Below are 20,852 nucleotides of genomic sequence, written 5' to 3' on the forward strand. Positions count from 1 at the left end.
GGGTGGGATGATTATGCGGGGTAGTTTGAGCCGGAAGTTTATGATCCGGATTACCGCAATCCTGCTTTTGATTACCGGCATAAACCTTGGGCTGGATTATTATGAGCAGAAAAATCAGATCCTGCAGGAGTTAAAGGAAAAGTCCCGGGTGATTACCGGCCAGCTTCTGGCCACCAGGGAGTTTATCGCCCGTAATCAGGACCGGATCAATTACGATTCCCGGGGCCATTTTGAATTTAAAGGCCTCAACCCGGCGGCGGTGGGCCGGGGTGTGGGGGAGATATTCAACCAATCCACCGGTTACCACATTAAACAGACCCGCCTCAATCCCCGCAATCCCGGGAATGCTCCCGATGCCTTTGAAATAAAGGGACTGCAAGCCCTGGCCCAAAACCCTTCCTTGACCGAGTTTTACGGTTTTGATGAGCAGAACGGACAAAAGGTTTTCCGGTATATGGTCCCTTTGCGGGTGGAGGAATACTGCCTGCAGTGCCACGGGGAACCGGCGGGACGGCCGGATATTTCCGGTTACCCCAGGGAAGGTTACCGGGTCGGCGATCTGGGAGGGGCCATCAGCCTGATAGTGCCGGTGAACAATTTGCTTGCCGCCCTGCGGCACAACCTGCTGCGCCACCTGGGCTTCTTTTTTATTCTTTTGCTGGTCATCCTTGGCGTGGTTTACTTTTTAATACAGCGTTTGGTCACCGGGCCGTTGAACCAGTTGCGCCTGGCCGCCGTGCGCCTGGGGGAAGGGGAACTGGATCTGTCTTTTCCCAGGTTGGATAGCAGTGCGGAGATCGGCCAGCTGGCCGCCCAGTTCCGCCGGATGGCCCGGCAGTTACACGACCTGTATACCGGCCTGGAGCAAAAGGTGCAGGAGCGTACGGCCCAGCTGCAGGCGGCCAATGAACTCCTGGAACGGCAGCGGCAGGAATTGGAGAATGCCAACCGGGAGCTGGCCCGGGCCAGTGAGATGAAGTCTCGCTTTTTGGCCGGGATGAGCCATGAGATGCGCACACCCCTTACTTCCATCATTGCCTTCAGCGAATTGCTGCTGCAGGAAATAAGGGAGGAAAACAGGTTACAAAGGCAGAATTTACAGGAAATCAAAGCCAGCGCCCGGCGTCTGCTGGCTTTGATTGAGGACTTGCTGGATCTGGCCAGAATTGAGGCCGGCCGTTTCCAGCTGCACCGGGAACTGGTGGATCTGGCTGATATTTTCGAATCCATTGATAAAACCTTGAGCCCCTTGATTGAAGCCAATGGTCTCGGCTGGTACTGGGAGGTGGAGCCGGATGTGCCCCTGATGGAGGTGGACGGGGAAAAGATTCGCCGGGCCATTTTAAACCTGGCCCACAATGCGGTGAAGTTCACCCCTCCCGGCGGGCGGGTGGAGATGCGGGCCGGATTCGACCCCGGGCGGAAAGAGGTGTTCATCCGGGTGGCCGACAATGGTATGGGCATCGAACCGGAAGAGCTGGACCGGGTCTTTGAACGATTCTACCAGGCCGGCAATTCCCGGGCGCATAAATACGGGGGGTCCGGCCTGGGATTGTCCCTGGCCAGGGAACTGGTGGAACTGCACGGGGGATATATCAGTGTAACCAGTAAACCGGGGGAAGGCAGTACCTTTGTGATTCACCTGCCCGTAGCTTGAGCGCCGTGGGAGCCGGTTGCCCTCTCAGTTGCATGGTGCAAGGGCTATGCCTGAGGGAGCTCGTTAGAACGCTTATACCCTGACATGATTATGCAATATGGGTGGTTTTTTGGTTGGCATTGCACTTAAGGCATGTACGTTAATGCAGGGGGGAGAATTTTGGCCCGGATTCTGCTGGTAGATGACGAGATCAGCATCAAGCGGGTGGTGGAGCAGACCCTGGAACGGGAGGGTTTTACGGTGGACTATGCCGCCGACGGGCTGGCGGCCCGGGAGCTCTTTGCCCGCCGGCGGCCGGATCTGGTCATTCTGGATGTCATGCTGCCTGAGATTGACGGGTTTGAGCTCTGCCGGCGCTGGCGGGAGGTGAGCGACGTGCCCATTCTCATCCTTTCCGCCAAAGGGGACATTGTGGATAAAAGTGTGGGGTTTAATTGCGGTGCCGATGACTATTTAACCAAACCTTTCAGCCCGGTGGAGCTGGCTTTGCGGGTCAAGGCGCTGCTGCGCCGCAGCCGGCAGGGCCGGACGGACCGTTCGGACCGGGTGGAAGCGGCAGGCCTGCAAATAGATGCCTTTCAGCGCCGGGTGTGGGTGGAGGGGAGGGAGGTGGAGCTCACGCCAAAGGAATTTGACCTCCTGTGGTTTCTGGCCCGCCACCCCGGCCGGGTATTTACCAGGGAGCAAATCTTTGCACACGTCTGGGGCGATGACGTGTTAAGCGATTTGAGTACGGTAACCGTATTCATGCGCCGGCTGCGGGAAAAAATCGAGGCCGATCCCCGCAAGCCCCGCTATCTGAAAACCATCTGGGGTGTGGGTTACAAATTTGTTGCCGAGTAATGCCTGAATTTCATTTCCCTCACCCGCCATCAGTGAATATTCAGTGAAGCCGCTTTCCCAGCGATGGTGCTATTCAGCACCATCGCTGCGTAATGAGCCCAGAACCCACAGATGTTCGGATGTTGCTAAAGGAAAATATACACGGATTAATACAATTCACTTCGAAATCACCTTAATTACCTTATACCGGTGAGTGCCGGGCGGGTACACTGGATATACGCCCCAGAGTTATTAATAGCTTTTAAGTTTACCTTAAGAATTTGTTAATAAATCGTTTCTGATATATTAACAGGTTTATGTTAATTTAATGTTAAAGTAGTCACAAGCACTTGCCTTTTACCGGATTACCATAAAAAGGTTTTGAATTATTCCTGTTTTGGCGGAAAATGTGCTTTTCTTAAAACCAAAACTACTATTATTTGTAAAAGGATGAATGTCCGTGGTAGAGCGAAACTTTATCAATCGTACCTGGCGTTTGTTTTCTTCCATGCGTTTCGGCTTGATTCTGCTTTGTATCCTTTCCGCAGCCCTGGCCTTTGCTTCCTTGTTCGCCCCCGGTACCGGTCAGGGATACGGGGAGACGGCGTGGCTGGTGCAGGTGCTGGGCCTGGATAACATATACCGTTCCTTCCTGTTCCGCCTCCTTTTCGGTCTATTATGCCTGAATCTCATTGCCTGTTCAATTAGCCGGTTATGTACGTTAAAAGCAACCACTTTCCCGTCCCCGGAACAGATCAAAAAGGACAACATTGAACAAATGCCCCTGGTTTACCAGGCCAGCCTGGAAACCGGCGGGCTTCTGGCAGAAGACCGCCTGGTTGATTTTTTTCGCCGGCGCCATTATTCCGTGCGCAAATACCGCGATGGGTCCACCACCTGGCTCTATGCCAGCCGGGGAAAAGCGGGCCCCTGGTTCAGCTTCGGGCTGCACATCTCCCTGGTGTTAGTGGTGGCCGGCTTTGCCTGGGGGGGAGTGGCCCGGTCGGAAACCCGGGTGGTCCTTCCCGTGGGCGAGCAGGCGGAAGTGGTCACGGGTTCCCACCAGTCTACCGGAGTGGACCGCTTTACCATCAGGCTGGATGACTTTACCACCCTTTACGATGCCAGCGGGGCCATTGATAACTGGGTGAGCAGGGTGACCATCATTGCCAATGGCCGGGAAGTGCAAACGGAGGATGTCATGGTCAACCACCCCTTTAATTATCGCGGCTATCATTTATACCAGTATTCCTACGGCCAGGCCTTAAAGGTGGAGCTTGCCGGTGGAGCACAGGGAAAGCCCCAGGCGGCGGTCCTTTTCCCCAACCGGTTTTACCGGCTGCCCGGCCTGGATCAGTACGGCATATGGTTTGGCTCCTGGAATGAAAACGGTACGGTGGACTATGCCCTTTACAAGGGGCACCAGGAAATAGCTGCGGGTACCCTCTCCACGGGCGAAAGCATTACCCTGCCCGAAAGTGCCGGGATCTTAAGCCTGGCCGGAACCAAACCCTTTTCGGTGCTGCAGGTAAAGCACGATCCCAGCATCCCCCTGGTGTTCGCCGGTTTAACCCTGATGAGTATCTTTTTCTTCCTGACCATGTTTGTGCGGCACAGGCGGTACTGGCTGCGTATGGAAGAGACGGCGGGCGGTGGGCTGAGCCTGGTTCTGGGTGGCGTAGCTTCCATGCATACCCGCGCCCTGGCCCGGGAGGAGTTTGATGGAATGGTCCGTGAAATAGAATCCAGCCTGGCCCGGTGGAAAGGGGGTGAACAGGATGTGGCTTGAACCGCTTGCCTTTAAAATTGCCTTTGGTGCCTATCTGGGGGCGGTTATTCTTTACCTGGCCGATTTTATGGCGGACAAGCCGGCTGCCGGCCGCTGGGCCGCAGCGGTAGCCTGGCTGGGTTTGCTGGGCAATAGCGCCGCCCTGGGTGCCCGGATTGCCGTTACCGGCAGGCTGCCCCTGGCCAACCTTTACGAGTACGGGTTATGCTTTGCCTGGGGGATCATGCTGGGTTACTTGTTGCTGCAGCTGAAGGTAAAGATTAAGGGACTGGGAGTATTTACGACCCTCATGGGCTTTCTGGTAGTTGCTCTGATATCCATGCTGCCCCGGGAGACCGGCGCCCTGATGCCGGCGTTGCGCAGCCAATGGCTGACCTATCATGTATTAACGGCCATTGTGGCCTACAGCGCCTTTGCCCTTTCCTTTGCCGGTGCGGTGCTTTACCTGATCGCCAGCGGGGATTCCCCCCTGTTTGCCCGCCTGCGCCGGCGCCTGCCGGACCGGGAGGTTCTGGACCGGCTGGTTTACCAGGCGGTAGTCATCGGCCTGCCCTTTCAAACTTTGTTGATTGTCACCGGGGCCATCTGGGCCCAGTATGCCTGGGGGGCCTACTGGAGCTGGGATCCCAAGGAAACCTGGTCTTTGATCACCTGGCTGGTGTACGCTGCCTACGTCCACGCCCGGTTTATGCTGGGCTGGCGGGGCCGGCCAGCGGCCTACCTGGCAGTGGCCGGTTTTATCGTGGTCATGTTTACTTTTGTGGGCGTTACCTTTTTAATGGCCGGCCAGCACAGCTACGCCTGAGGACCGTCCGGGATATCATGGAAGGGCCATTGTGCAAATATTTTAGAAACATTCCCGGCCGGCTGCCGTCCGGCGGGTGGTTTCCGGGGGAAGGGGGGTGGGAACAATGTGGGAAGATGCCGTGAATGAGGGAAAACGCGCCGGTATTGGTGACACCCGGAATAAGTCTGAACCGGGAGGGATACCGCCATCCGGTGCCGGTGATACCTCGCAGCCGGCGGAAGGCAGTGCCGGGGGGACAAATGGTGGGGATACCGGAGCCGGTGGCCGCCGGCAGAACTCTCCACCCTGGAAAGGTGCCGTTTACCGCCTGCGCCGCCGCATATGGTCCCTCCTGACCGGCCTGCTGGTGATGGTGGTGATCCTGACTGCCGGTACAAAGGCCGTGGTGTCTTACACCGACCGCCCGGAATTTTGCATCAGCTGTCACGTGATGGAACCCCAGTATGAAACCTGGTTCCATTCGTCCCACCGCCAGTGGGCGTCCTGCAGCGACTGCCATGTACCCCACCAGAACCTGGCGGCCAAGCTGGTGGGCAAGGGTGTCGACGGCACCCGGGACTTTTTCCTCTTCTATACCAACCGTGTGCCGGACCCCATTCACCTCAGCGACCGGGGCGGCCGGATAGTGCGGGAAAACTGCCTGCGCTGCCATGGTAATCTGATGGAGAACGTGATTGACCATGAGGACAGGGATTGCTGGGAATGTCACCGTTCGGTGCCCCACGGGCAGGGAACACGGTTATTAATCAATTAACCACCATAGTTTTTACGGATGCGAAAGGAGGAGATATTCTTGAAAAAAACCTGGTGGGCCTGGTTGCCGGTACTGATCCTCCTGTTACTGGCCGGATGCGCCCCGCCCAGGGCCGAAATGGTCAAAACGGCTTCCATCCCTCCAGGGGAAGTGGACCCTGCCGTTTGGGGAAAGGTCTACCCCCTGGAATACGATAGCTTCATGATGACGAAGGAGGGGGGGCAGGGCGAAAGCAAGTACAAGGGTTCTGAGCAGAAGGACAAATTAAGTGAATATCCTTTCCAGCTGGTGCTGCTGGACGGCTGGGGTATGGGGGTGGAATTCAACGAGCCCCGGGGGCACGTCTACATGCTCAAGGACCAGCTGGATGTAGACCCGTCCCGGCGCAAGGCAGGGGGCGTATGCCTTTCCTGCAAGTCGCCCTATGCACCGCAGTTGAAGGAACAGATGGGCCTGGCTTACTTCCAGCAGCCCTATGACCGGGTGCACGCCATGATCCCGCAGAATCATGCGGAACTGGGGTTATCCTGCATTGACTGTCATGACCCGGCCAATATGGATTTAAAGTTAAGCCGCTGGTTTGTAAACGATGCCCTGAAAGCCCTGGGCAAGGATCCGGCGGGTTTAACCAGGCAGGAAAAGCGCACCATGGTTTGTGCCCAGTGCCATAACACCTACGTCATTCCCAAGGATCAGAACATGAAGTCCGTGGGCCTCTTCCTGCCCTGGCAGAAATCCCAATGGGGTCACATCACCATTGAAGACATTGAAAGTGTGATCAAGTCCGACCCGGCCAACCTGGAGTGGAAGAACACCCCCACCGGGATCAAGCTGGGTCACATCCGTCACCCGGAATTTGAGCTGTATTCCAACGGCAGCGTCCACTGGCGGGCCGGGGTGGCCTGCGCCGACTGCCACATGCCCTACGAGCGGGTGGGCAGCAGCAAGATTTCCTCCCACCACGTGCAGAGCCCGCTGAAGGACAACATGAGGGCATGCACCCAGTGCCATGACCAGAGCCCGCAATGGCTGCGGGATCAGGTGATCCATATTCAGGACCGGGTGAACAATATGTATACCCGGGCCGGAAACGCCGCCGCCCAGGCGGCCAAGGCCATCGAACTGGCCAACAAGACGGCCGGGGTGAACCAGGAACTTCTGAACCAGGCCAAGCAGCTTTATGAAAAGGCCTACTACCGGGTGACCTTTATTGGCGCAGAAAACAGCATGGGCTTCCACAACCCGGAAGAAGCCCTGCGTGTGCTGGGTGACGGGCTGTATTACGCCGACCAGTCTTTGATGAAAGCCCGGGAAGCCCTGGTGAAAGCGGGGGTACAGGTGCCGGATAAATTTGACCTGGAACTTTCCAAATACGCCAAACGGGGTACCAAGGGCGTCCCCTACCGGCCGGAGCAAAACCTGGAGTTTACCTTTGACGGGACGAAATAGGTTGACAAAGCATGTATATTAATTTATCACCTCGTTGATTATGAAGTTTTATTCAAAAGCAGGTAACATAAGGAAACTCCCCCGCAAGATCGGGGGAGCTTCTTTGTGTGCGCCCGGCATGGGCGTTAACTTGGTGGTGAAAGTCCACTGCAGGCGAGGCAGCACGAGTCTGCCAGCCAAGGGAGCTAGCCGCCCCCTCCTACTCGATGGCGAGGGACACCGCTACTTTGATATGGCGGAGTACTGGGGGTGGAAGGCCAACCCGGGAAACGGTGCAAGGGGGGAGTAATGCCGATACCTGCATAAGCGTGGCCTAAAACGGGATGTTCTTACCTGCCGGAGGGAATTTACACCATAATTTGGACTTGACCGGCAGGAGATTACAAGTATAGTAAGAACTTAATAGTACGAACTTATGAGTTTCGAGATTTCAAGATTTTGGGGATTTGGTGATGGTGAGTGGCGATCTATGCTGATGGTTTTTTTCTGGATCGGGTATGGCGTACGGCTGCCGGCAATGAAGGGCAGCCGGTCACCATACTTGAGGACGTTACGGCTCATTTTCCCGGGGGTACCATCACGGCCCTGGTGGGGCCGTCGGGTTCGGGTAAAAGTTCCCTGCTGCGTCTTTTAAACCGTCTGGATGAACCCAGCCGGGGCAGGCTTTACTGGCGGGGCAAACCTCTGGAAGGGTACCCCGTGCGGGAACTGCGGCGTCAGGTGGGCATGTTGTTTCAAACCCCGGTCCTTTTTCCCGGTACCGTAGAAGAAAATCTCCTTTACGGTCCCCGGGTTACCCGCTCGGCCCCGCGCATAGAGCCGGCAGAGTTGCTGGAACAGGTCGGGCTGGACGGCGAGTTTTTGCGGCGGGAGGTAAGCGGTCTTTCCGGTGGTCAGGCCCAGCGGGTTGCCCTGGCCCGGGCACTGGCCAACCGGCCGGCGGCCCTTTTGCTGGACGAACCTACTTCAGCCCTGGACCCGGAGGCCCGGGATGAGATAGAGCTGTTAATCACGCGGCTGCAGCGGGAAAATGCCCTCACCGTGGTGTGGGTAACCCACGATGCCGCCCAGGCCCTGCGGGTAGCCCGGGTGCTGGCCGTCATGCAGAAGGGGCGCCTTACGGCCTGTGGCCCGAAGGAGGATTTCATGTGCGGCGAGGTCGATCCCTGGGTGCGCCAGTTCTTCCAGGAGGGCCGGCACACCACGCACGGGTGCTGCCGGTCGTGAGGAGAGGTGAAATCCCTTGACCGATGCAGCCCTTTTATCCACCCTGGCCCTGGTGCTGGTGTCCGTGCTTTTGTCTTTGTGGCAGCAACTGCGCCTGGAGCGGGATTTGCTGGTGGGGACGGTTCGCACCTTTTTGCAGTTGCTGGCTATCGGTTATGTGCTGACCTTTGTGTTCAGGCAGAATCGCTGGTATTTTACCGCGGGGATATTGCTGCTGATGACCCTGGTGGCCGCCCACAATGCGGCCGGAAAGGGTAAAAAGATCCCGGGGATATTCTGGCGGGTGATCCTGGCCATTGGGCTGGGGGAGGTAGTTACCCTGGGCTTGATGCTCTCACTCCACATCATCGGGGGTAGTCCCCGCTTTGTCATTCCGGTGGCGGGGATGATCGTCGGCAACGCCATGGTGGCTGCCGGCCTGGTTCTCAACCGTTTTCAAGCCGACATCCGCCTGCAAAGGCGGGAGGTGGAAGCCGCCCTGGCCCTGGGTGCATCTCCCCGGCAGGCGGTGGAAGGCGTTCTGCAGGCGGCAGTTAAAGGGGGTATGATGCCCACCATTGATTCCATGAAAACTGTGGGGCTGGTTACCCTGCCGGGGATGATGACCGGCTCCATCCTGGCCGGAGCTGATCCCCTGCTGGCGGTAAAGTACCAGATCATGGTTATGCTGATGCTCAGCAGTGCCACGGCCATTTCCAGCATTACCCTGGGGTTTACCCTTTACCGGGCTTATTTCAACCAGGCCGAGCAGATGATCATACCGGGAAACTCTGCTCGGCCGTGAGCAGTTCCAGCCAGCGTTTTAAATAAATGGGCAGGATAAAATTCTTTTTCACGTGTTCCCTGGCGTTTTGCCCCAGTTTTTCTGCCAGGGAGGGATCGCGCAATATTCTGACCACCGCCCGGGCCATTTCTCCGGTGGTGGCGGCGGCCAGCCCGGTCTGTCCGTGAATTATCTGCACCGTAATGCCGCCTACGGGGGAAGCTACCACCGGGCGGGATTTCCACATGGCCTCGGTTACGGTTAGCCCGAAACCCTCCCGTACCGACTTCTGGACCACCACTGCGGCAACCCGTTGCAGTATATTAATTTCCAGATCGCTGGTGGGGGGGAGCTCCAGGATAAAGATGTCCGGGTCATGGGCGGCTTCTTGCCGCACTTCCTGGAGCACCTGGATGCCCTCGGGGTCATCGGTGGCTCCGCCCCCCGCCAGCACCAGGCGGCACGGTACTTCCTTCCGCACCAGGCGAAAGGCCTGTACAACCCCCACCGGGTCTTTGAGGCGGTCAAACCGGGAAATTTGTACCACCAGGGGCAGGTCGGCCGGTATACCCAGCCGTTCCATAACCGCGGCAATCTCACTGGATGATACCTCCCGGTTTTTGTCCGCCAGGGGGTCGATGGCCGGGGGCATGAAGTATTGCCGGTGGCCCAGGTTCCGGGCGTAGGCCTGGATATGATAGATGGCGGCGTCACAACGCCTTGCCCAGGGGCTCAAAAAATCCCACACCTCCCGGTCCACGTCTACCGGGTCAATGTGGCAGTACCACAGCCAGCGGCCCGGGTGGCCGGGACGGATTTCGGCCAGGCCCAGGGGCTGCTGATCGTGGAGAATGACAAAGTCCGCCCGGGGGTCTACCAGGTCGTAGTTTTCCCGGGATATCCGGCGGTAGGTGTCCAGCATGGCGGGCGTTGTTTGCACGGGCACGCCGTGAAAGGCGTTGTGAAAGGTTTTGGTCACCCGGAAAAATTCCTCATCCCCCCTGATGACGTCCCAGCGCACCTCCAGGCCCGCTTCCTGCATCATGGGCACGAGGCGTTTTAAAATTTCCGCCACCCCGCCGCCGGTAAAGGTGGAATTGATGTGTTGAACCCTGCACCCCTTGAGCTGCCGGGCCAGCTCGTAAATTTCTTCAATGAGTTGTTCCCCAGCAACAGCCTGATAATCCCTGATACCGGTCATGAGTAACCCTCTTCCTCTGCAGTGTTTTCTAAACCCTTAGTATATTCGACCGGAAAATATTTTTCCTCCACCTGCCCTGGTTAGGTGGAGGAAAAATATTTGCGATGGTTCTAGGTAGTTAAGTTGAAATTTCAGCATGAGCAGCTTGCACTTTTACTGTGCCTGCAGGCCGGCCAGCAGGGCCGGGCCGGCGCTTGTGCCCAGCCTGGCGGCCCCAGCCCGGATCAGGGCCAGGGCCTGTCCGGTGGTACGAATACCCCCCGCGGCTTTTACGCCCATTTCCGGGGGTAGGTTTTCCCGCAACAGCCCCACATCTTCCACCGTGGCCCCGCCCGGGCCGAAACCGGTGCTGGTTTTTACATAGTGGGCGCCCGCCTGCCACACCAGCCGGCAGGCGGTGATTTTCTCCTCGTGGTTTAAGTAGCCCGTTTCGATAATCACCTTGACCAGCCCATCGGGCAAAAGGGCGGTCACTGCCTCCACCACTCCCCGGATATCGGCCACGACCAGGTCGTGGTTTCCTTCCTTCAAAGCGCCGATATTTATGACCATGTCCACTTCCCTGGCCCCGTTATTTATGGCCTCTTCAGCCTCTTTCTTTTTTACGGATGGCGTGGTTGCCCCCAGGGGAAAACCAATCACCGTACATACTGCCACCGTGGAACCGGCAAGTATTTTAGCGGCGTACTCCACATGCGCGGGATTGACGCATACGGCGGCAAACCCTTCCGCCATTGCTTCGGCACAAAGCCGCCGGATGTCCCGGGTGGTGGCCGTGGGCTTAAGCAGGGTATGATCGATTATGGCGGCCAACTGGTTTCTGGTCAACTGCCAACCCCCCTTGTACAATTTACTGTTCTCCAGGCAACTGGTGCAGGGAATCAGTTGTTACCCGCCGTGCCCGAAAGACTCCTTCCTGCCCTGCCTTTGCAGAAGGTTTAAAAGCAGGCTCCAAACCAGCCCTACTGCCAGCGTGGCGACCAGCACCAGGGTGGTCGGAAATTTCAGCCAGGCTAGCAAATAAACTGTGGCAATGATAATGGAAAGGATCATGAGGGGAAAAGCTACTTTAAAGAAACCCAGGAAGCTGATGGGAATACCCCTCTTTTCAGCCATGCCCACCACCACTACGTTGGCCGAAGCACCGATGATGGTGCCGTTGCCACCCAGGCAGGCTCCCAGGGAAAGGGACCACCACAGAAAGTTGAGGTTTTCAATACCCCCCAGGCGGCCCATGTCCTGGATTAAAGGAATCATGGTCGCTACAAAGGGGATGTTGTCCACAAAGGCCGAGGCCAGGGCCGAAAGCCAAAGGATCAGCATGCCCGCCGGCAGGAGCTCTCCTCCGGTAACCTCCAGGGCAAAATGGGCGATGGTTTCAATGACCCCTACTTCTTCCAGCGCTCCTACCAGGGCAAACAGGCCGATAAAGAAGAATATGACGGGCCATTCCACAGCGTGCAGGGCATGTTCCGGGTCGGAACGGGTGATTACCAGCAACAGGGCCGCCCCGGCCAGGGCTATTACCGAACTTTCCAGGTGCAGGAACTGGTGCAGGGCAAAGCCGGCAATGGTTAACCCCAGAACCCATAGGCAGGGTTTGAGCAAGGAGGCGTCTTTAATCTCGTCCCATTCTTTTAGCTCCAGGATGCTTTTTTGGTTCTCGTGGTTTGTAACCAGATCCCGGCGGTAAATGAGGCGCAGGATGGAGATGGTCACGACATAAATTACGACAACCACCGGGGTAAGGTTAATCACAAAATCCATAAACCCGAGCCCCACGGCGCTGCCGATCATGATGTTGGGCGGGTCACCGATCAGGGTAGCCGTGCCCCCAATGTTGGAAGCGATAATTTCAGAAATTAAAAAGGGCAGGGGGCTTACCTTTAGTTTATGGGCGATGGCAAATGTAACGGGCACGATGAGCAGTACCGTGGTTACATTGTCCAGGAGGGCTGAAAGTGCAGCCGTGACCAGGGCAAGCGCAGCCAGGATGCGCAGGGGTTCCCCCCGGGCCATTTTGGCCGCCTTGATGGCCAGGTACTCAAAGACTCCCGTTTCACGGGTAACACCCACGATGATCATCATCCCGGTCAGCAGGCCAATGGTGTTCCAATCGATGTAGTGGACGGCCAGTTCCGGGGTAATGATGCCGGCCAGTATGACTATCGCGGCACCACAAAAGGCGGCCACGGTACGGTGAATCTTTTCCGAAATAATTATAGCATAGGTGAGTAAAAAGACGGACGTAGCTAAAATAACTTGCGTTTGAGGGGTCAAATTTCCCATCTCCTTTCCTTCATAGTGTTTCGACAATCGTCCGGTCTTACTACGTTTGAGGAAACCACCTCCGTTGAACGCAAAAATGTGACTAATTTTCAGGTAAAATTAAAGGGGGGGGTAGTCAAATGACTACCCCCCCCGGCAGTCGGTACCGTTGCAGCCTGGCGATCATAGTCCTGAAAAGGACCTTAGACCCATGGCTTTAGCGTCCCGGGCTTTCGCCCGGTTTGCCCAACCCGTAAGCACCGTATTCTTTTTGATTTTACTTATGTAGTATTTTAGCTGATCAATCCCTGTGGAGGCAATAGAGATTTAATTATGTTTCTAATAATGCAGGTTTTTCCCGCTGGAACGTAGAAGATCCTGCAATAAAGATTGTCTTCGGGGGAGGTAGTGGTTTGTGAAAATCCTTCTGGCCGTGGATGGTTCGGAGAATTCACTGCGTGCTGCCAGAGAGGCTTTGCGCTTAAGCAAACTCAACCCGGAAGTTGCAGTAACGGCTTTATACGTGGGGCCTTCCTGTTATAAACTTTTCCCCGAACCCGGAGTTTGTGCCTGGCTTCAGCAAAAAGAGCTGGATCAAGAAATAGAAGCCCGGGCGGAAAAAGTCTTTGCCGCCGTAGAAGAGATTTTTCGGGCGGAAGGCCAGGCCATAGCCACGGCGGTGGAACGGGGGGATGCGGCCGAAGCCATTTGCCGGCTGGCCGCGGAGGGTCAATTTGACCTGATTGTCGTTGGAAGCCGCGGTTATGGCGATGTTAAGTCCCTTTTTCTGGGCAGCGTGAGCCATAAAGTGCTGCACCTGGCCCCCTGCCCGGTAGTGGTTGTCAGGTGAAGTAAGAGTCAATTGTATTTGCCCGGGCTTATACCGGTGAAAAGTAAGGGCGATTTCTTAAGAAGGCGGTTGTGAAAACACACGAGATAAGCGTCCCGGGGTATAATATAAAAGTACTTTCCTGCGGGAGGGAAATTGATCATGTCCACGATTCTGTCCCTGGTGAGAAGCCGGTATTCCGTAAGGCACTATAAGTCCGACCCGGTGCCCGAGGCACTGCTGGATCAACTCCTGGAAGCGGCCCGCTGGGCTCCATCTGCCGGTAACCTGCAGCCCTGGTTTTTCTACGTGGTTACCCGGCAGGAAAAAAAAGAAGCCCTGGCCCAGGCCGCTTTAAATCAACGCTTTATTGCCCAGGCACCCGTGGCGATTGTGGTATGCGCCGAACCGGAACGCTCGGCCCGGGTTTACGGTGAGCGGGGGCGGCGGCTTTATTGTTACCAGGATACGGCTGCGGCAGTACAAAATATTCTCCTCACCGCAAATGCCCTGGGCCTGGGAACCTGCTGGGTGGGTGCTTTTGACGAGGACCGGGTGAGGGAGTGCCTGGGTATCCCCGCTGAGCGTATACCCGTGGCCATTGTTCCAGTAGGATACCCGGCCGACGATCCGGCCCGCAGGCCCAAGAGAAGAGAAATAGAAGATATTGTAAGCTACATATAAGCAACCGGCCGTATTTCCGGCCGGTTTTTTTGGTAACGGCTATACATTTCCTGTAAATCTCCTGCGGGCATAGCGGGCCCGTTTTATGGCCGGTATGCGTTCGGCCGGACCAAAGAGAAGGCTGTTGGTGGGACAGGCGGTAACGCATGCCGGTTTGAGCCCCGCATCAATACGGTCTTTGCAGTAATCGCATTTAACAGCTATACCCTTCTCTTCATCCCACTGGGGCGCACCCCAGGGGCAGGCCATAATGCAGCTTTTGCATCCCACACACAGTTCCTGGTCAATGAACACAATGCCGTCTTTTGGTCGTTTTTGTACGGCCCCGATGGGACAGGCCTGCACGCAATAGGGATCCTCGCAGTGATGACAGGTCGTGAAAACATACGTTGCCCTTGCCTGACCGTTTCTGACAACAGGGCTGGTCACAACAACCTTATTTGGCTTGGGCCCCACCCCAAGACCCTTGTTTACTTTGCACTGTACTTCACAACTGCGGCAAAAAATGCACCTTTGCTCGTCCTGGTACAAATAATAGCGGCTCATCAGTTAACCCCCTGACTTTTTGCTCACCTTACGGTTGCAAAGACATGCTGTAACGCCAGGCTTCCCCCCACCAGGTCGGTGATGTTTTTCCCTTTGATATTGACTATAGTTCGATATATTCATTAGAACACCTTCTTAAAAGTATTAATTTTTTTAATAAGCATTCAACGGAATTCATAGCAGTCTGTTCCGGGTTTACATTAAGTAAAGCGAGGAAGAAAAAAACAAACCCCGAAAAACGGGGTTTGTACATAACTGGGGCAGAATTGTAAGGACAGGCGATTTACATAATCCATCGAGCCAGCTTATCGGGATCCACAATGCTGATAGTTCTTCCTTCATAAGCAATGCTTTTTTCCTGCTTGAAGGTGTTCAATAGGGAGGTTACCGTTTGCCGGGAGGTTCCCACCATATTTGCCAGTTCTTCGTGGGTAAGCTGCACGCCCAGTTTAATGCCGTTTTTGGTTTCCATGCCGCAGCGTTCGCCCATTTTTAACAGGGTCAGGGCCAGCCGCCCGGGAGCCTGCCAGCAAACCATCTCGTGAATTATCTGTTCCGCTTCCCGCATGCGCACCCCCAGCAATTTGGCAACTTTAATCGCGAGAAAAGGATGGGCACCCATTAGCTCTTCAAATTTGTTTTTACGCAAAACCACCAGGCTGACGTTGCTGATTGCACCGGCAAAGCAGGTGCGTTCCCCTCCCCACAGGGCTTCGGCCAGACCCATTAGCTCCCCGGGGCTGCGGATACTGCCTACGGTAACCCGGCGGCCGTCGGCATTTAAGCGGTAGATTTTTACCCAGCCGCTTTCCACCAGGTAGACCCGGTCGGCCGGATCACCGGCGGCAAAAATGACATGACCTTTCGGGTAATGCACCGTAAATCCAGCCTGGCGAATAATTGCCTTTTCCACGTCATTTAATGCTGCTGTTTCCAGGTGCGGTAGTGACATGCCGTCTATCCCCCCCGGTAAAGAAAGGGTTGTTTACAACTATTTATTCGAAAAATTCTTGGAACTATTAAGTAACAAACGCCTCCGCGCAAAAAAGAAGGTTAACATGTTTAGCATTTATTATATTCCCAATTAGCCGGGTTTGTCAATGGTTGTTCCGGAAAGCAGCACAGTGTGTGTGCTGGGGTTGAAAAACGCCCTTATGAAAATATGTTTAACAAGTGTCGGATGGATGACAATTATATTGTCTTTAAGATGACCTTTATATTGTCTTGCTTCTGACATTAACATGTTATTACATTGATTATATTTAATTATAACACATAGGGTGTATCTTGTTTTAAAAAACCATTCAGGGAGGTGAATTTTTTGTGCGGTGCTCGTGTCAAGGGAGGTGATTCCGCAGTACATTAAAATCTGGTTGTTTTCTCATGCCTTTATTATTCTTATGTGATTGTGAGTACAAACTTTATTCCCATTTCTTATATTTTTCGAATGAATAAGCGCTTGAACTTATAGGAGTGTTCATCACTGATTACGGGGGAGGATTGAATGAAAAAGGGGATTATCAATAAAATTGCCCTGGCCACACTGCTTCTGATGCTGGCCGTTCTGGTTTTAGGGGCCAGCGGCGTGGGGGCGCAGCAGGAAACAGGGAAAAACGCTCAAGTGCAGGTGGTAGGCAGTGACCTTGGCCTGAAGGGAAAACTGGGCAAAGCGATTGCTAAAGCCCCGGTGGGCACGGGCAAGGGGCAGATCGATCCCAACGCGCCCAGGGGAGCCTTTGGCATTCCCGGAGCGCCAAAGATCAACTACCTGGTCGCTATCCTGTGGGCGATCTGGGTGGGCTGGATCTTCTCCACGGTGGGCGCCTTTGGAGGCATCATGGCCGGGGTGGGTCATATGACCGTTTACGGCCTGGGTGACTATATCAAAACCTTTAAGAAAACTGCCCCCCAATTGAACAAACTGCTCACCGACAGCATCCGTACCTCCAACCAGTGGCTGGTAGGCCTGTCGTCTTTATTAAGCACCGTCAACTATCTCAGGGCCAAGCGTTTGGCCTGGCCGCTGGGCCTTGCCCTGGGATTGGGTTCTATAGCGGGGGCTGTGGCCATTCCCGCTCTGACCGGCGGCAAGGTCAGCTTCAGCCAGTACCAGGGTTGGTTCGGTCTCTTTGTGTTTGTTGTGGGTGGCGTTCTTTTGTATGAAACGACCCCCAGGGGGCAGGCCAGCAAGAAGGCGGCCAAAGAAGCGGCCAGGGCCTTTGAGCAGAGCATCAAAGAAAAGAAAGACGAAGCTATCCAGGGGATCACGGTCACCCAGTGGGGACTGACGAACATTAAGTTCTCCTTCTTAGGTGTGGAATTTCGATTCAATCCCATCTGGGCCTTCATCGGCGGTGTTGTGATCGCTGCCATTTCAGCCTTCCTCGGTGTGGGCGGCGGCTTTTTGTACGTGCCCTACCTGACCAGTATCGTGGGCCTGCCCATGTTTGTGGTGGCGGGTACCTCCGCCATGGCCGTTCTGGTGAGCATGCTGACCAGTATCACCACCTACATCACCGTGGCCGGTGCCGCCATGGACTGGGGCATGATTGGGGTGGAGTTAATCGGTGTATTTATTGGTTCCATGATTGGCCCGCGCACCCAGAAATACATCCCGGACATCTGGCTGAAGAGATTGTTTGTCGTTCTCGCCCTATACGTAGGCCTCGGTTACTTCAGCAAGGGATTCTTTGGGAAAGCCTGGGTACCGATGTAAGAATTCGCTTAACAAATATTCCGCGCCAGGTTCCCCGGGCTACCCCGGGGAACCTGGCTGCGACTACCTGATAAACGGGGGCTTGAAAATATGGGCCTTTGGGAACTGGTGGATAAGTTCTTAATTATTTTTTACAGGATCAGCGGCCACCCGGTTTTTGATTACTTTCTGGGTACTTTCCTGGTGGCGCTAATGGCGGTAGTCATCGGGGAGTTCACCATCTCCGTAGTGTTTCTGGTGAACAAAAACCACCTGGACCGGCTGAACACCCGGCTGGCGGATTTGCAGCAGCTGACCATGGCGGCTTTAAAACTGGGGGACAAGAAAAGCTATGACGCATGCAACAAAGAAGCCAACGACGCCTTTGGTCGGGTTTTCTTCAACATGTTTGGCCTGTCGGCGGCCGCCCTGTGGCCCGCTTTCTTTGCCCTTGCCTGGATGCAGCAGCGTTTTGCCGGCATCGACTTTCCCATACCCTTTACCGGCCTGGCCGTAAATTACGTGTTTACTTTTCTCATCTGCTACATCCTCGCCCGCGTGTTTTTCGGGCGGGTAAAAAACCGGCTTCCCTATTTCAGGGGCATACACCAGATGCTCATGGCCTATGAAGAAAACTCCGGCAAAAGCCAGGTTGTTTTATAAGACGCCATGTCGCTATCAGCGGCAAAAGCGCTCAGACAACTAAAAACTAAAACTTGGAGGCTTCCCTTATGGAAACTGTCTACAGCATTTGTTTCATGTGCACGGTAAGATGTCCCATTAAAGTAATGGTGGAAAATGACAACGTTAAGCTGATTGAAGGCAACCCCCACGTTGCCGGTATTGAAGGGAGCATCTGCCCGAAAGGGGCAGCCGGGGTCAGCCTTTTAAACGATGACGAGAGACTGAAAAGGCCCTTAATCCGCACCGGCCCCAGGGGGTCCGGTCAATGGCGGGAAGCATCATGGGAGGAAGCGCTGGACTACGTGGCGGCAAAGCTCGCCGAGGTCAAAGAAAAATACGGCGGGCGCAGCATCGCCCTGACCGAAAGGGCACACCTCAACTCCCACATCAGCAAAACCTTTATGAAGGCCCTGGGGTCTCCCAACTATTTCACCCACGACTCCTGCTGCAAGGGCTCCCTGAACACCGCCTTCCGGACCTTAACCGGCTATACCGACGGGCAGGTGGGCGTGGACCTGGGGAAGGCCAAGCACGTGATCCTTTACGGCCGTAATCTTTTTGAATCTTTGGAACTCAAACCGGTCAAGCAATTGATCCAGGCTCTTGACAGTGGGGCCAAACTCACTTACATCGACCCGCGGGTAAGCGTTACGGCCACCAAGGCCCACAAATACCTCATGATCAGGCCCGGAACCGACCTGGCCCTGAACTATGCCTTAATGCACGTGATTTTAAAAGAAGGCCTGTACGATAAAGAATACGTCAACCGCTGGGTTCTCGGTTTAAAGGAACTCCAGCAATTTGTCGAGCCCTACACCCCGGAATGGGCGGAAAAGGAAACCGGCATTCCCGCTTACGAAATTGTTTCTCTGGCCCGGGAGGCCAGCGAGGCCAAACCGGCGGTAATATTCCACTACGGATACCGTTGTTCACACTATCTCAACGAAATTTACTTCAGAAGATCCATTATCATGTTGAACGCCCTCATGGGCAGCATAGAAGCTCCCGGAGGCCTCTTCTTCAAGAAAGGCGCCAGGGATGTGGGCAAAAAGCCCCTCAACAAGTTAACGGATCAAGACCTGCCCAGGGTAACCGAAGAAAGATGCGACGGGGTGGGCACCCCCAAATTTCCTCTGCCCGACCCGGCCCACGGGGTGGTTCAGATGCTGCCGAAGGCCATACTGGAAGAAGATCCCTACCCGGTGAAGGCGTTGCTCGTCTGGCGGTTTAACCCGTTGCTTTCCATACCCGACTACGAAAACACAAGGCGTGCTCTGGAAAAGCTCGACCTCGTCGTTACTATAGATATCCAGTTCAGCGAAACGGCCTGGTATTCGGACGTCATCCTGCCGGAATCCATCTACCTGGAAAGGGGAGACTCCATCCAGGAAGCAAACGGCTTAAAGCCCGCATTATACCTGCGCCGGCCCGCGGTGACACCCCGCTATGACACCAAACCGGGATGGGAAATCATGAAGAACCTGGCCGACCGGCTGGGCATCGGCCAGTACTTCCCCTATCAAACGCTGGAAGATCTGTGGGCTTACCAGTTGCAGGGCACCGGCATCAAAATCAGCGACTTTGACGCCAAGGGCTATGTATCCTTGAGCGACGAGCCCATTTACTGGGACCGCAAAGACGGGATCAAGTTTAAAACCCCCTCCGGCAAAATTGAATTTGTGTCCAGCTTGCTGGAGGAAAACGGGTTCCCGTCCTTCCCGGCCTACGAACCCGTTGCCGCGCCGCCGGAAGGATACTTCCGCCTGATGATCGGCAGGACCGCGGCTCATACCCATGTATCGACGCAAAACAATCCGCTTTTAAACGAGCTGGTGCCTGAAAACGTCTTATGGATTAATACCCGCCAGGCAGCAAAGCTGGGCATTAAAAACGGCCAGATGGTGGAAGTCATATCCTCCCGGGGCCGGGATACCATCCGTGCTTTTGTAACGGACCTCATCCACCCGGAAGCCGTTTTCATGCTGCACGGTTTTGGTCACAAGGTACCCGTGCAGTCCAGGTGCTACGGCAAGGGAGCCATGGACGCCATGTTGCAGGAAAACGTCACTGATATGGTGGGTGGCAGCCCGGCTTTACAACATATCTTCGTCACCGTAAGGCCAATTAAGTGATATGTTGGGAGGCTAATCAATGAGCAAGTATTACCTGTACCAGGACGAAAAAAGATGCATTTCCTGCCGCAGCTGTGAAGTCCAGTGCAAGGTCAACAAGGGGATTGATGTGGGGCCAAAACCGAACCAGGTGGTGGTGGTAGGCCCGGTTAAGATAGATAGTCGGCCGAAGGCAACCAATGTTTTTATCGCTTGCTTCCATTGTGAGGAACCCTGGTGCGTACCGGCCTGTCCCACCGGCGCCGTGCAGAAACGTGCCAAGGACGGCATTGTGTTCATTGACCAGGAGTTATGTGTGGGGTGCAAGAGCTGCATCATGGCCTGCCCATGGGGGGCGCCCCAATGGGACGTTAAGAAAGGCAAGGCCGTAAAATGCGATTACTGCAAAGACCGTATTGATGCGGGGCTCAAGCCGGCATGCGTTACCGCCTGTCCCACCAGCAGCCTCCTCTTTGGCCCGGCCGAGCGCATGCCGGACATAAAACGAGTCCGCTATGTCCACCAAATAGTTACGGTGGGGCATAGTTAAAAAGGAGTAGGGTTT

At 55.3% G+C, this 20,852-nt stretch carries 19 protein-coding genes and 1 riboswitch; of the genes, 14 read left to right on the forward strand and 5 right to left on the reverse strand.

All coding sequences use genetic code 11. The annotated features are described in order from the left end of the window. Positions 1-13 precede the first annotated feature (13 nt). The 8 genes from J2Z49_RS10845 (at position 14) to J2Z49_RS10880 (ending at position 9,290) form a co-directional block, all read left to right on the forward strand. Positions 14-1,657, forward strand: coding sequence for an ATP-binding protein (locus J2Z49_RS10845; RefSeq protein WP_307402980.1), 1,644 nt, complete (start codon positions 14-16; stop codon positions 1,655-1,657). A gap of 132 nt (positions 1,658-1,789) precedes the next feature. Continuing rightward, the gene (locus J2Z49_RS10850; RefSeq protein ID WP_307402981.1) at positions 1,790-2,500 is read left to right on the forward strand and encodes a response regulator transcription factor; all 711 of its coding nucleotides are present in this window, start codon (positions 1,790-1,792) and stop codon (positions 2,498-2,500) included. Positions 2,501-2,939: 439 nt separating this feature from the next. After that, positions 2,940-4,268 (forward strand): cytochrome c biogenesis protein ResB, encoded by a 1,329-nt coding sequence (locus tag J2Z49_RS10855; RefSeq protein ID WP_307402982.1) that lies wholly within the window; start codon positions 2,940-2,942, stop codon positions 4,266-4,268. Then, positions 4,258-5,073 (forward strand): c-type cytochrome biogenesis protein CcsB, encoded by an 816-nt coding sequence (ccsB, locus tag J2Z49_RS10860; protein ID WP_307402983.1) that lies wholly within the window; start codon positions 4,258-4,260, stop codon positions 5,071-5,073. Before J2Z49_RS10855 ends, ccsB begins: the two co-directional genes overlap by 11 nt. 106 nt (positions 5,074-5,179) lie before the next feature. Further along, positions 5,180-5,830 (forward strand): cytochrome c nitrite reductase small subunit, encoded by a 651-nt coding sequence (gene nrfH / locus J2Z49_RS10865; protein WP_307402984.1) that lies wholly within the window; start codon positions 5,180-5,182, stop codon positions 5,828-5,830. A 39-nt stretch (positions 5,831-5,869) separates the two neighbouring features. Next, the gene (locus tag J2Z49_RS10870) at positions 5,870-7,279 is read left to right on the forward strand and encodes an ammonia-forming cytochrome c nitrite reductase subunit c552 (RefSeq protein ID WP_307402985.1); all 1,410 of its coding nucleotides are present in this window, start codon (positions 5,870-5,872) and stop codon (positions 7,277-7,279) included. Between the two features lie 459 nt (positions 7,280-7,738). After that, a complete protein-coding gene (locus J2Z49_RS10875) occupies positions 7,739-8,506 on the forward strand; it encodes an ABC transporter ATP-binding protein (RefSeq protein WP_307402986.1) in 768 nt (255 codons plus the stop codon). 16 nt (positions 8,507-8,522) lie between these two features. After that, entirely contained in the window at positions 8,523-9,290 is a 768-nt protein-coding gene (locus J2Z49_RS10880) for an ABC transporter permease (RefSeq protein WP_307402987.1), read from the forward strand. Here J2Z49_RS10880 and J2Z49_RS10885 read toward each other — a convergent pair. The 3 genes from J2Z49_RS10885 to J2Z49_RS10895 form a co-directional block, all read right to left on the reverse strand. Continuing rightward, on the reverse strand, positions 9,262-10,470 hold the full coding sequence (locus J2Z49_RS10885) for a glycosyltransferase (RefSeq protein ID WP_307402988.1): 1,209 nt from the start codon (positions 10,468-10,470) through the stop codon (positions 9,262-9,264). The two genes, J2Z49_RS10880 and J2Z49_RS10885, sit on opposite strands and share 29 nt — an antisense overlap. Before the next feature lie 153 nt (positions 10,471-10,623). After that, the gene (deoC, locus tag J2Z49_RS10890) at positions 10,624-11,298 is read right to left on the reverse strand and encodes a deoxyribose-phosphate aldolase (protein ID WP_307402989.1); all 675 of its coding nucleotides are present in this window, start codon (positions 11,296-11,298) and stop codon (positions 10,624-10,626) included. 60 nt (positions 11,299-11,358) lie between these two features. Beyond that, a complete protein-coding gene (locus J2Z49_RS10895; protein ID WP_307402990.1) occupies positions 11,359-12,750 on the reverse strand; it encodes an ArsB/NhaD family transporter in 1,392 nt (463 codons plus the stop codon). A gap of 155 nt (positions 12,751-12,905) precedes the next feature. Continuing rightward, a riboswitch (cyclic di-GMP riboswitch) is annotated at positions 12,906-12,995 on the reverse strand. A 158-nt stretch (positions 12,996-13,153) separates the two neighbouring features. Here J2Z49_RS10895 and J2Z49_RS10900 point away from each other — a divergent pair. Both J2Z49_RS10900 and J2Z49_RS10905 read left to right on the forward strand, forming a co-directional pair. Continuing rightward, positions 13,154-13,588, forward strand: coding sequence for a universal stress protein (locus tag J2Z49_RS10900; RefSeq protein WP_307402991.1), 435 nt, complete (start codon positions 13,154-13,156; stop codon positions 13,586-13,588). 141 nt (positions 13,589-13,729) lie between these two features. Continuing rightward, positions 13,730-14,251: a nitroreductase family protein gene (locus tag J2Z49_RS10905; RefSeq protein ID WP_307402992.1), complete on the forward strand. Its 522-nt coding sequence runs from the start codon at positions 13,730-13,732 to the stop codon at positions 14,249-14,251. A gap of 39 nt (positions 14,252-14,290) precedes the next feature. Here the strand turns inward: J2Z49_RS10905 and J2Z49_RS10910 are convergent, their stop codons facing one another. Together J2Z49_RS10910 and J2Z49_RS10915 are read right to left on the reverse strand one after the other, a co-directional pair. After that, positions 14,291-14,797, reverse strand: a complete 507-nt coding sequence (locus J2Z49_RS10910; protein WP_307402993.1) for a 4Fe-4S dicluster domain-containing protein — start codon at positions 14,795-14,797, stop codon at positions 14,291-14,293. A 283-nt stretch (positions 14,798-15,080) separates the two neighbouring features. Then, on the reverse strand, positions 15,081-15,749 hold the full coding sequence (locus tag J2Z49_RS10915; RefSeq protein ID WP_307402994.1) for a Crp/Fnr family transcriptional regulator: 669 nt from the start codon (positions 15,747-15,749) through the stop codon (positions 15,081-15,083). A 552-nt stretch (positions 15,750-16,301) separates the two neighbouring features. Between J2Z49_RS10915 and J2Z49_RS10920 the strand changes: the two genes are divergently transcribed. The 4 genes from J2Z49_RS10920 (at position 16,302) to J2Z49_RS10935 (ending at position 20,837) form a co-directional block, all read left to right on the forward strand. Further along, positions 16,302-17,513 (forward strand): sulfite exporter TauE/SafE family protein, encoded by a 1,212-nt coding sequence (locus J2Z49_RS10920; protein ID WP_307402995.1) that lies wholly within the window; start codon positions 16,302-16,304, stop codon positions 17,511-17,513. A 90-nt stretch (positions 17,514-17,603) separates the two neighbouring features. Then, positions 17,604-18,155: a hypothetical protein gene (locus J2Z49_RS10925; RefSeq protein ID WP_307402996.1), complete on the forward strand. Its 552-nt coding sequence runs from the start codon at positions 17,604-17,606 to the stop codon at positions 18,153-18,155. 68 nt (positions 18,156-18,223) lie between these two features. After that, positions 18,224-20,308: a molybdopterin-dependent oxidoreductase gene (locus J2Z49_RS10930; protein WP_307402997.1), complete on the forward strand. Its 2,085-nt coding sequence runs from the start codon at positions 18,224-18,226 to the stop codon at positions 20,306-20,308. 19 nt (positions 20,309-20,327) lie between these two features. Next, the gene (locus tag J2Z49_RS10935; protein WP_307402998.1) at positions 20,328-20,837 is read left to right on the forward strand and encodes a 4Fe-4S dicluster domain-containing protein; all 510 of its coding nucleotides are present in this window, start codon (positions 20,328-20,330) and stop codon (positions 20,835-20,837) included. The last annotated feature ends 15 nt before the right edge of the window (positions 20,838-20,852 follow it).

The organism is Desulfofundulus luciae (assembly GCF_030813795.1).
Taxonomy (GTDB): Bacteria; Bacillota; Desulfotomaculia; order Desulfotomaculales; family Desulfovirgulaceae; genus Desulfofundulus; species Desulfofundulus luciae.

Bases quoted from the DNA above. Each gene is read 5' to 3' on its own strand.
- J2Z49_RS10930 (WP_307402997.1), top strand. From the start codon at position 18,224: ATGGAAACTGTCTACAGCATTTGTTTCATGTGCACGGTAAGATGTCCC.
- J2Z49_RS10935 (WP_307402998.1), top strand. From the start codon at position 20,328: ATGAGCAAGTATTACCTGTACCAGGACGAAAAAAGATGCATTTCCTGC.
- J2Z49_RS10905 (WP_307402992.1), top strand. From the start codon at position 13,730: ATGTCCACGATTCTGTCCCTGGTGAGAAGCCGGTATTCCGTAAGGCAC.
- J2Z49_RS10910 (WP_307402993.1), bottom strand. From the start codon at position 14,797: ATGAGCCGCTATTATTTGTACCAGGACGAGCAAAGGTGCATTTTTTGC.
- J2Z49_RS10915 (WP_307402994.1), bottom strand. From the start codon at position 15,749: ATGTCACTACCGCACCTGGAAACAGCAGCATTAAATGACGTGGAAAAG.
- nrfH (WP_307402984.1), top strand. From the start codon at position 5,180: ATGTGGGAAGATGCCGTGAATGAGGGAAAACGCGCCGGTATTGGTGAC.
- J2Z49_RS10845 (WP_307402980.1), top strand. From the start codon at position 14: ATGCGGGGTAGTTTGAGCCGGAAGTTTATGATCCGGATTACCGCAATC.
- J2Z49_RS10925 (WP_307402996.1), top strand. From the start codon at position 17,604: ATGGGCCTTTGGGAACTGGTGGATAAGTTCTTAATTATTTTTTACAGG.
- ccsB (WP_307402983.1), top strand. From the start codon at position 4,258: ATGTGGCTTGAACCGCTTGCCTTTAAAATTGCCTTTGGTGCCTATCTG.
- J2Z49_RS10850 (WP_307402981.1), top strand. From the start codon at position 1,790: ATGTACGTTAATGCAGGGGGGAGAATTTTGGCCCGGATTCTGCTGGTA.
- J2Z49_RS10885 (WP_307402988.1), bottom strand. From the start codon at position 10,470: ATGACCGGTATCAGGGATTATCAGGCTGTTGCTGGGGAACAACTCATT.
- J2Z49_RS10920 (WP_307402995.1), top strand. From the start codon at position 16,302: ATGAAAAAGGGGATTATCAATAAAATTGCCCTGGCCACACTGCTTCTG.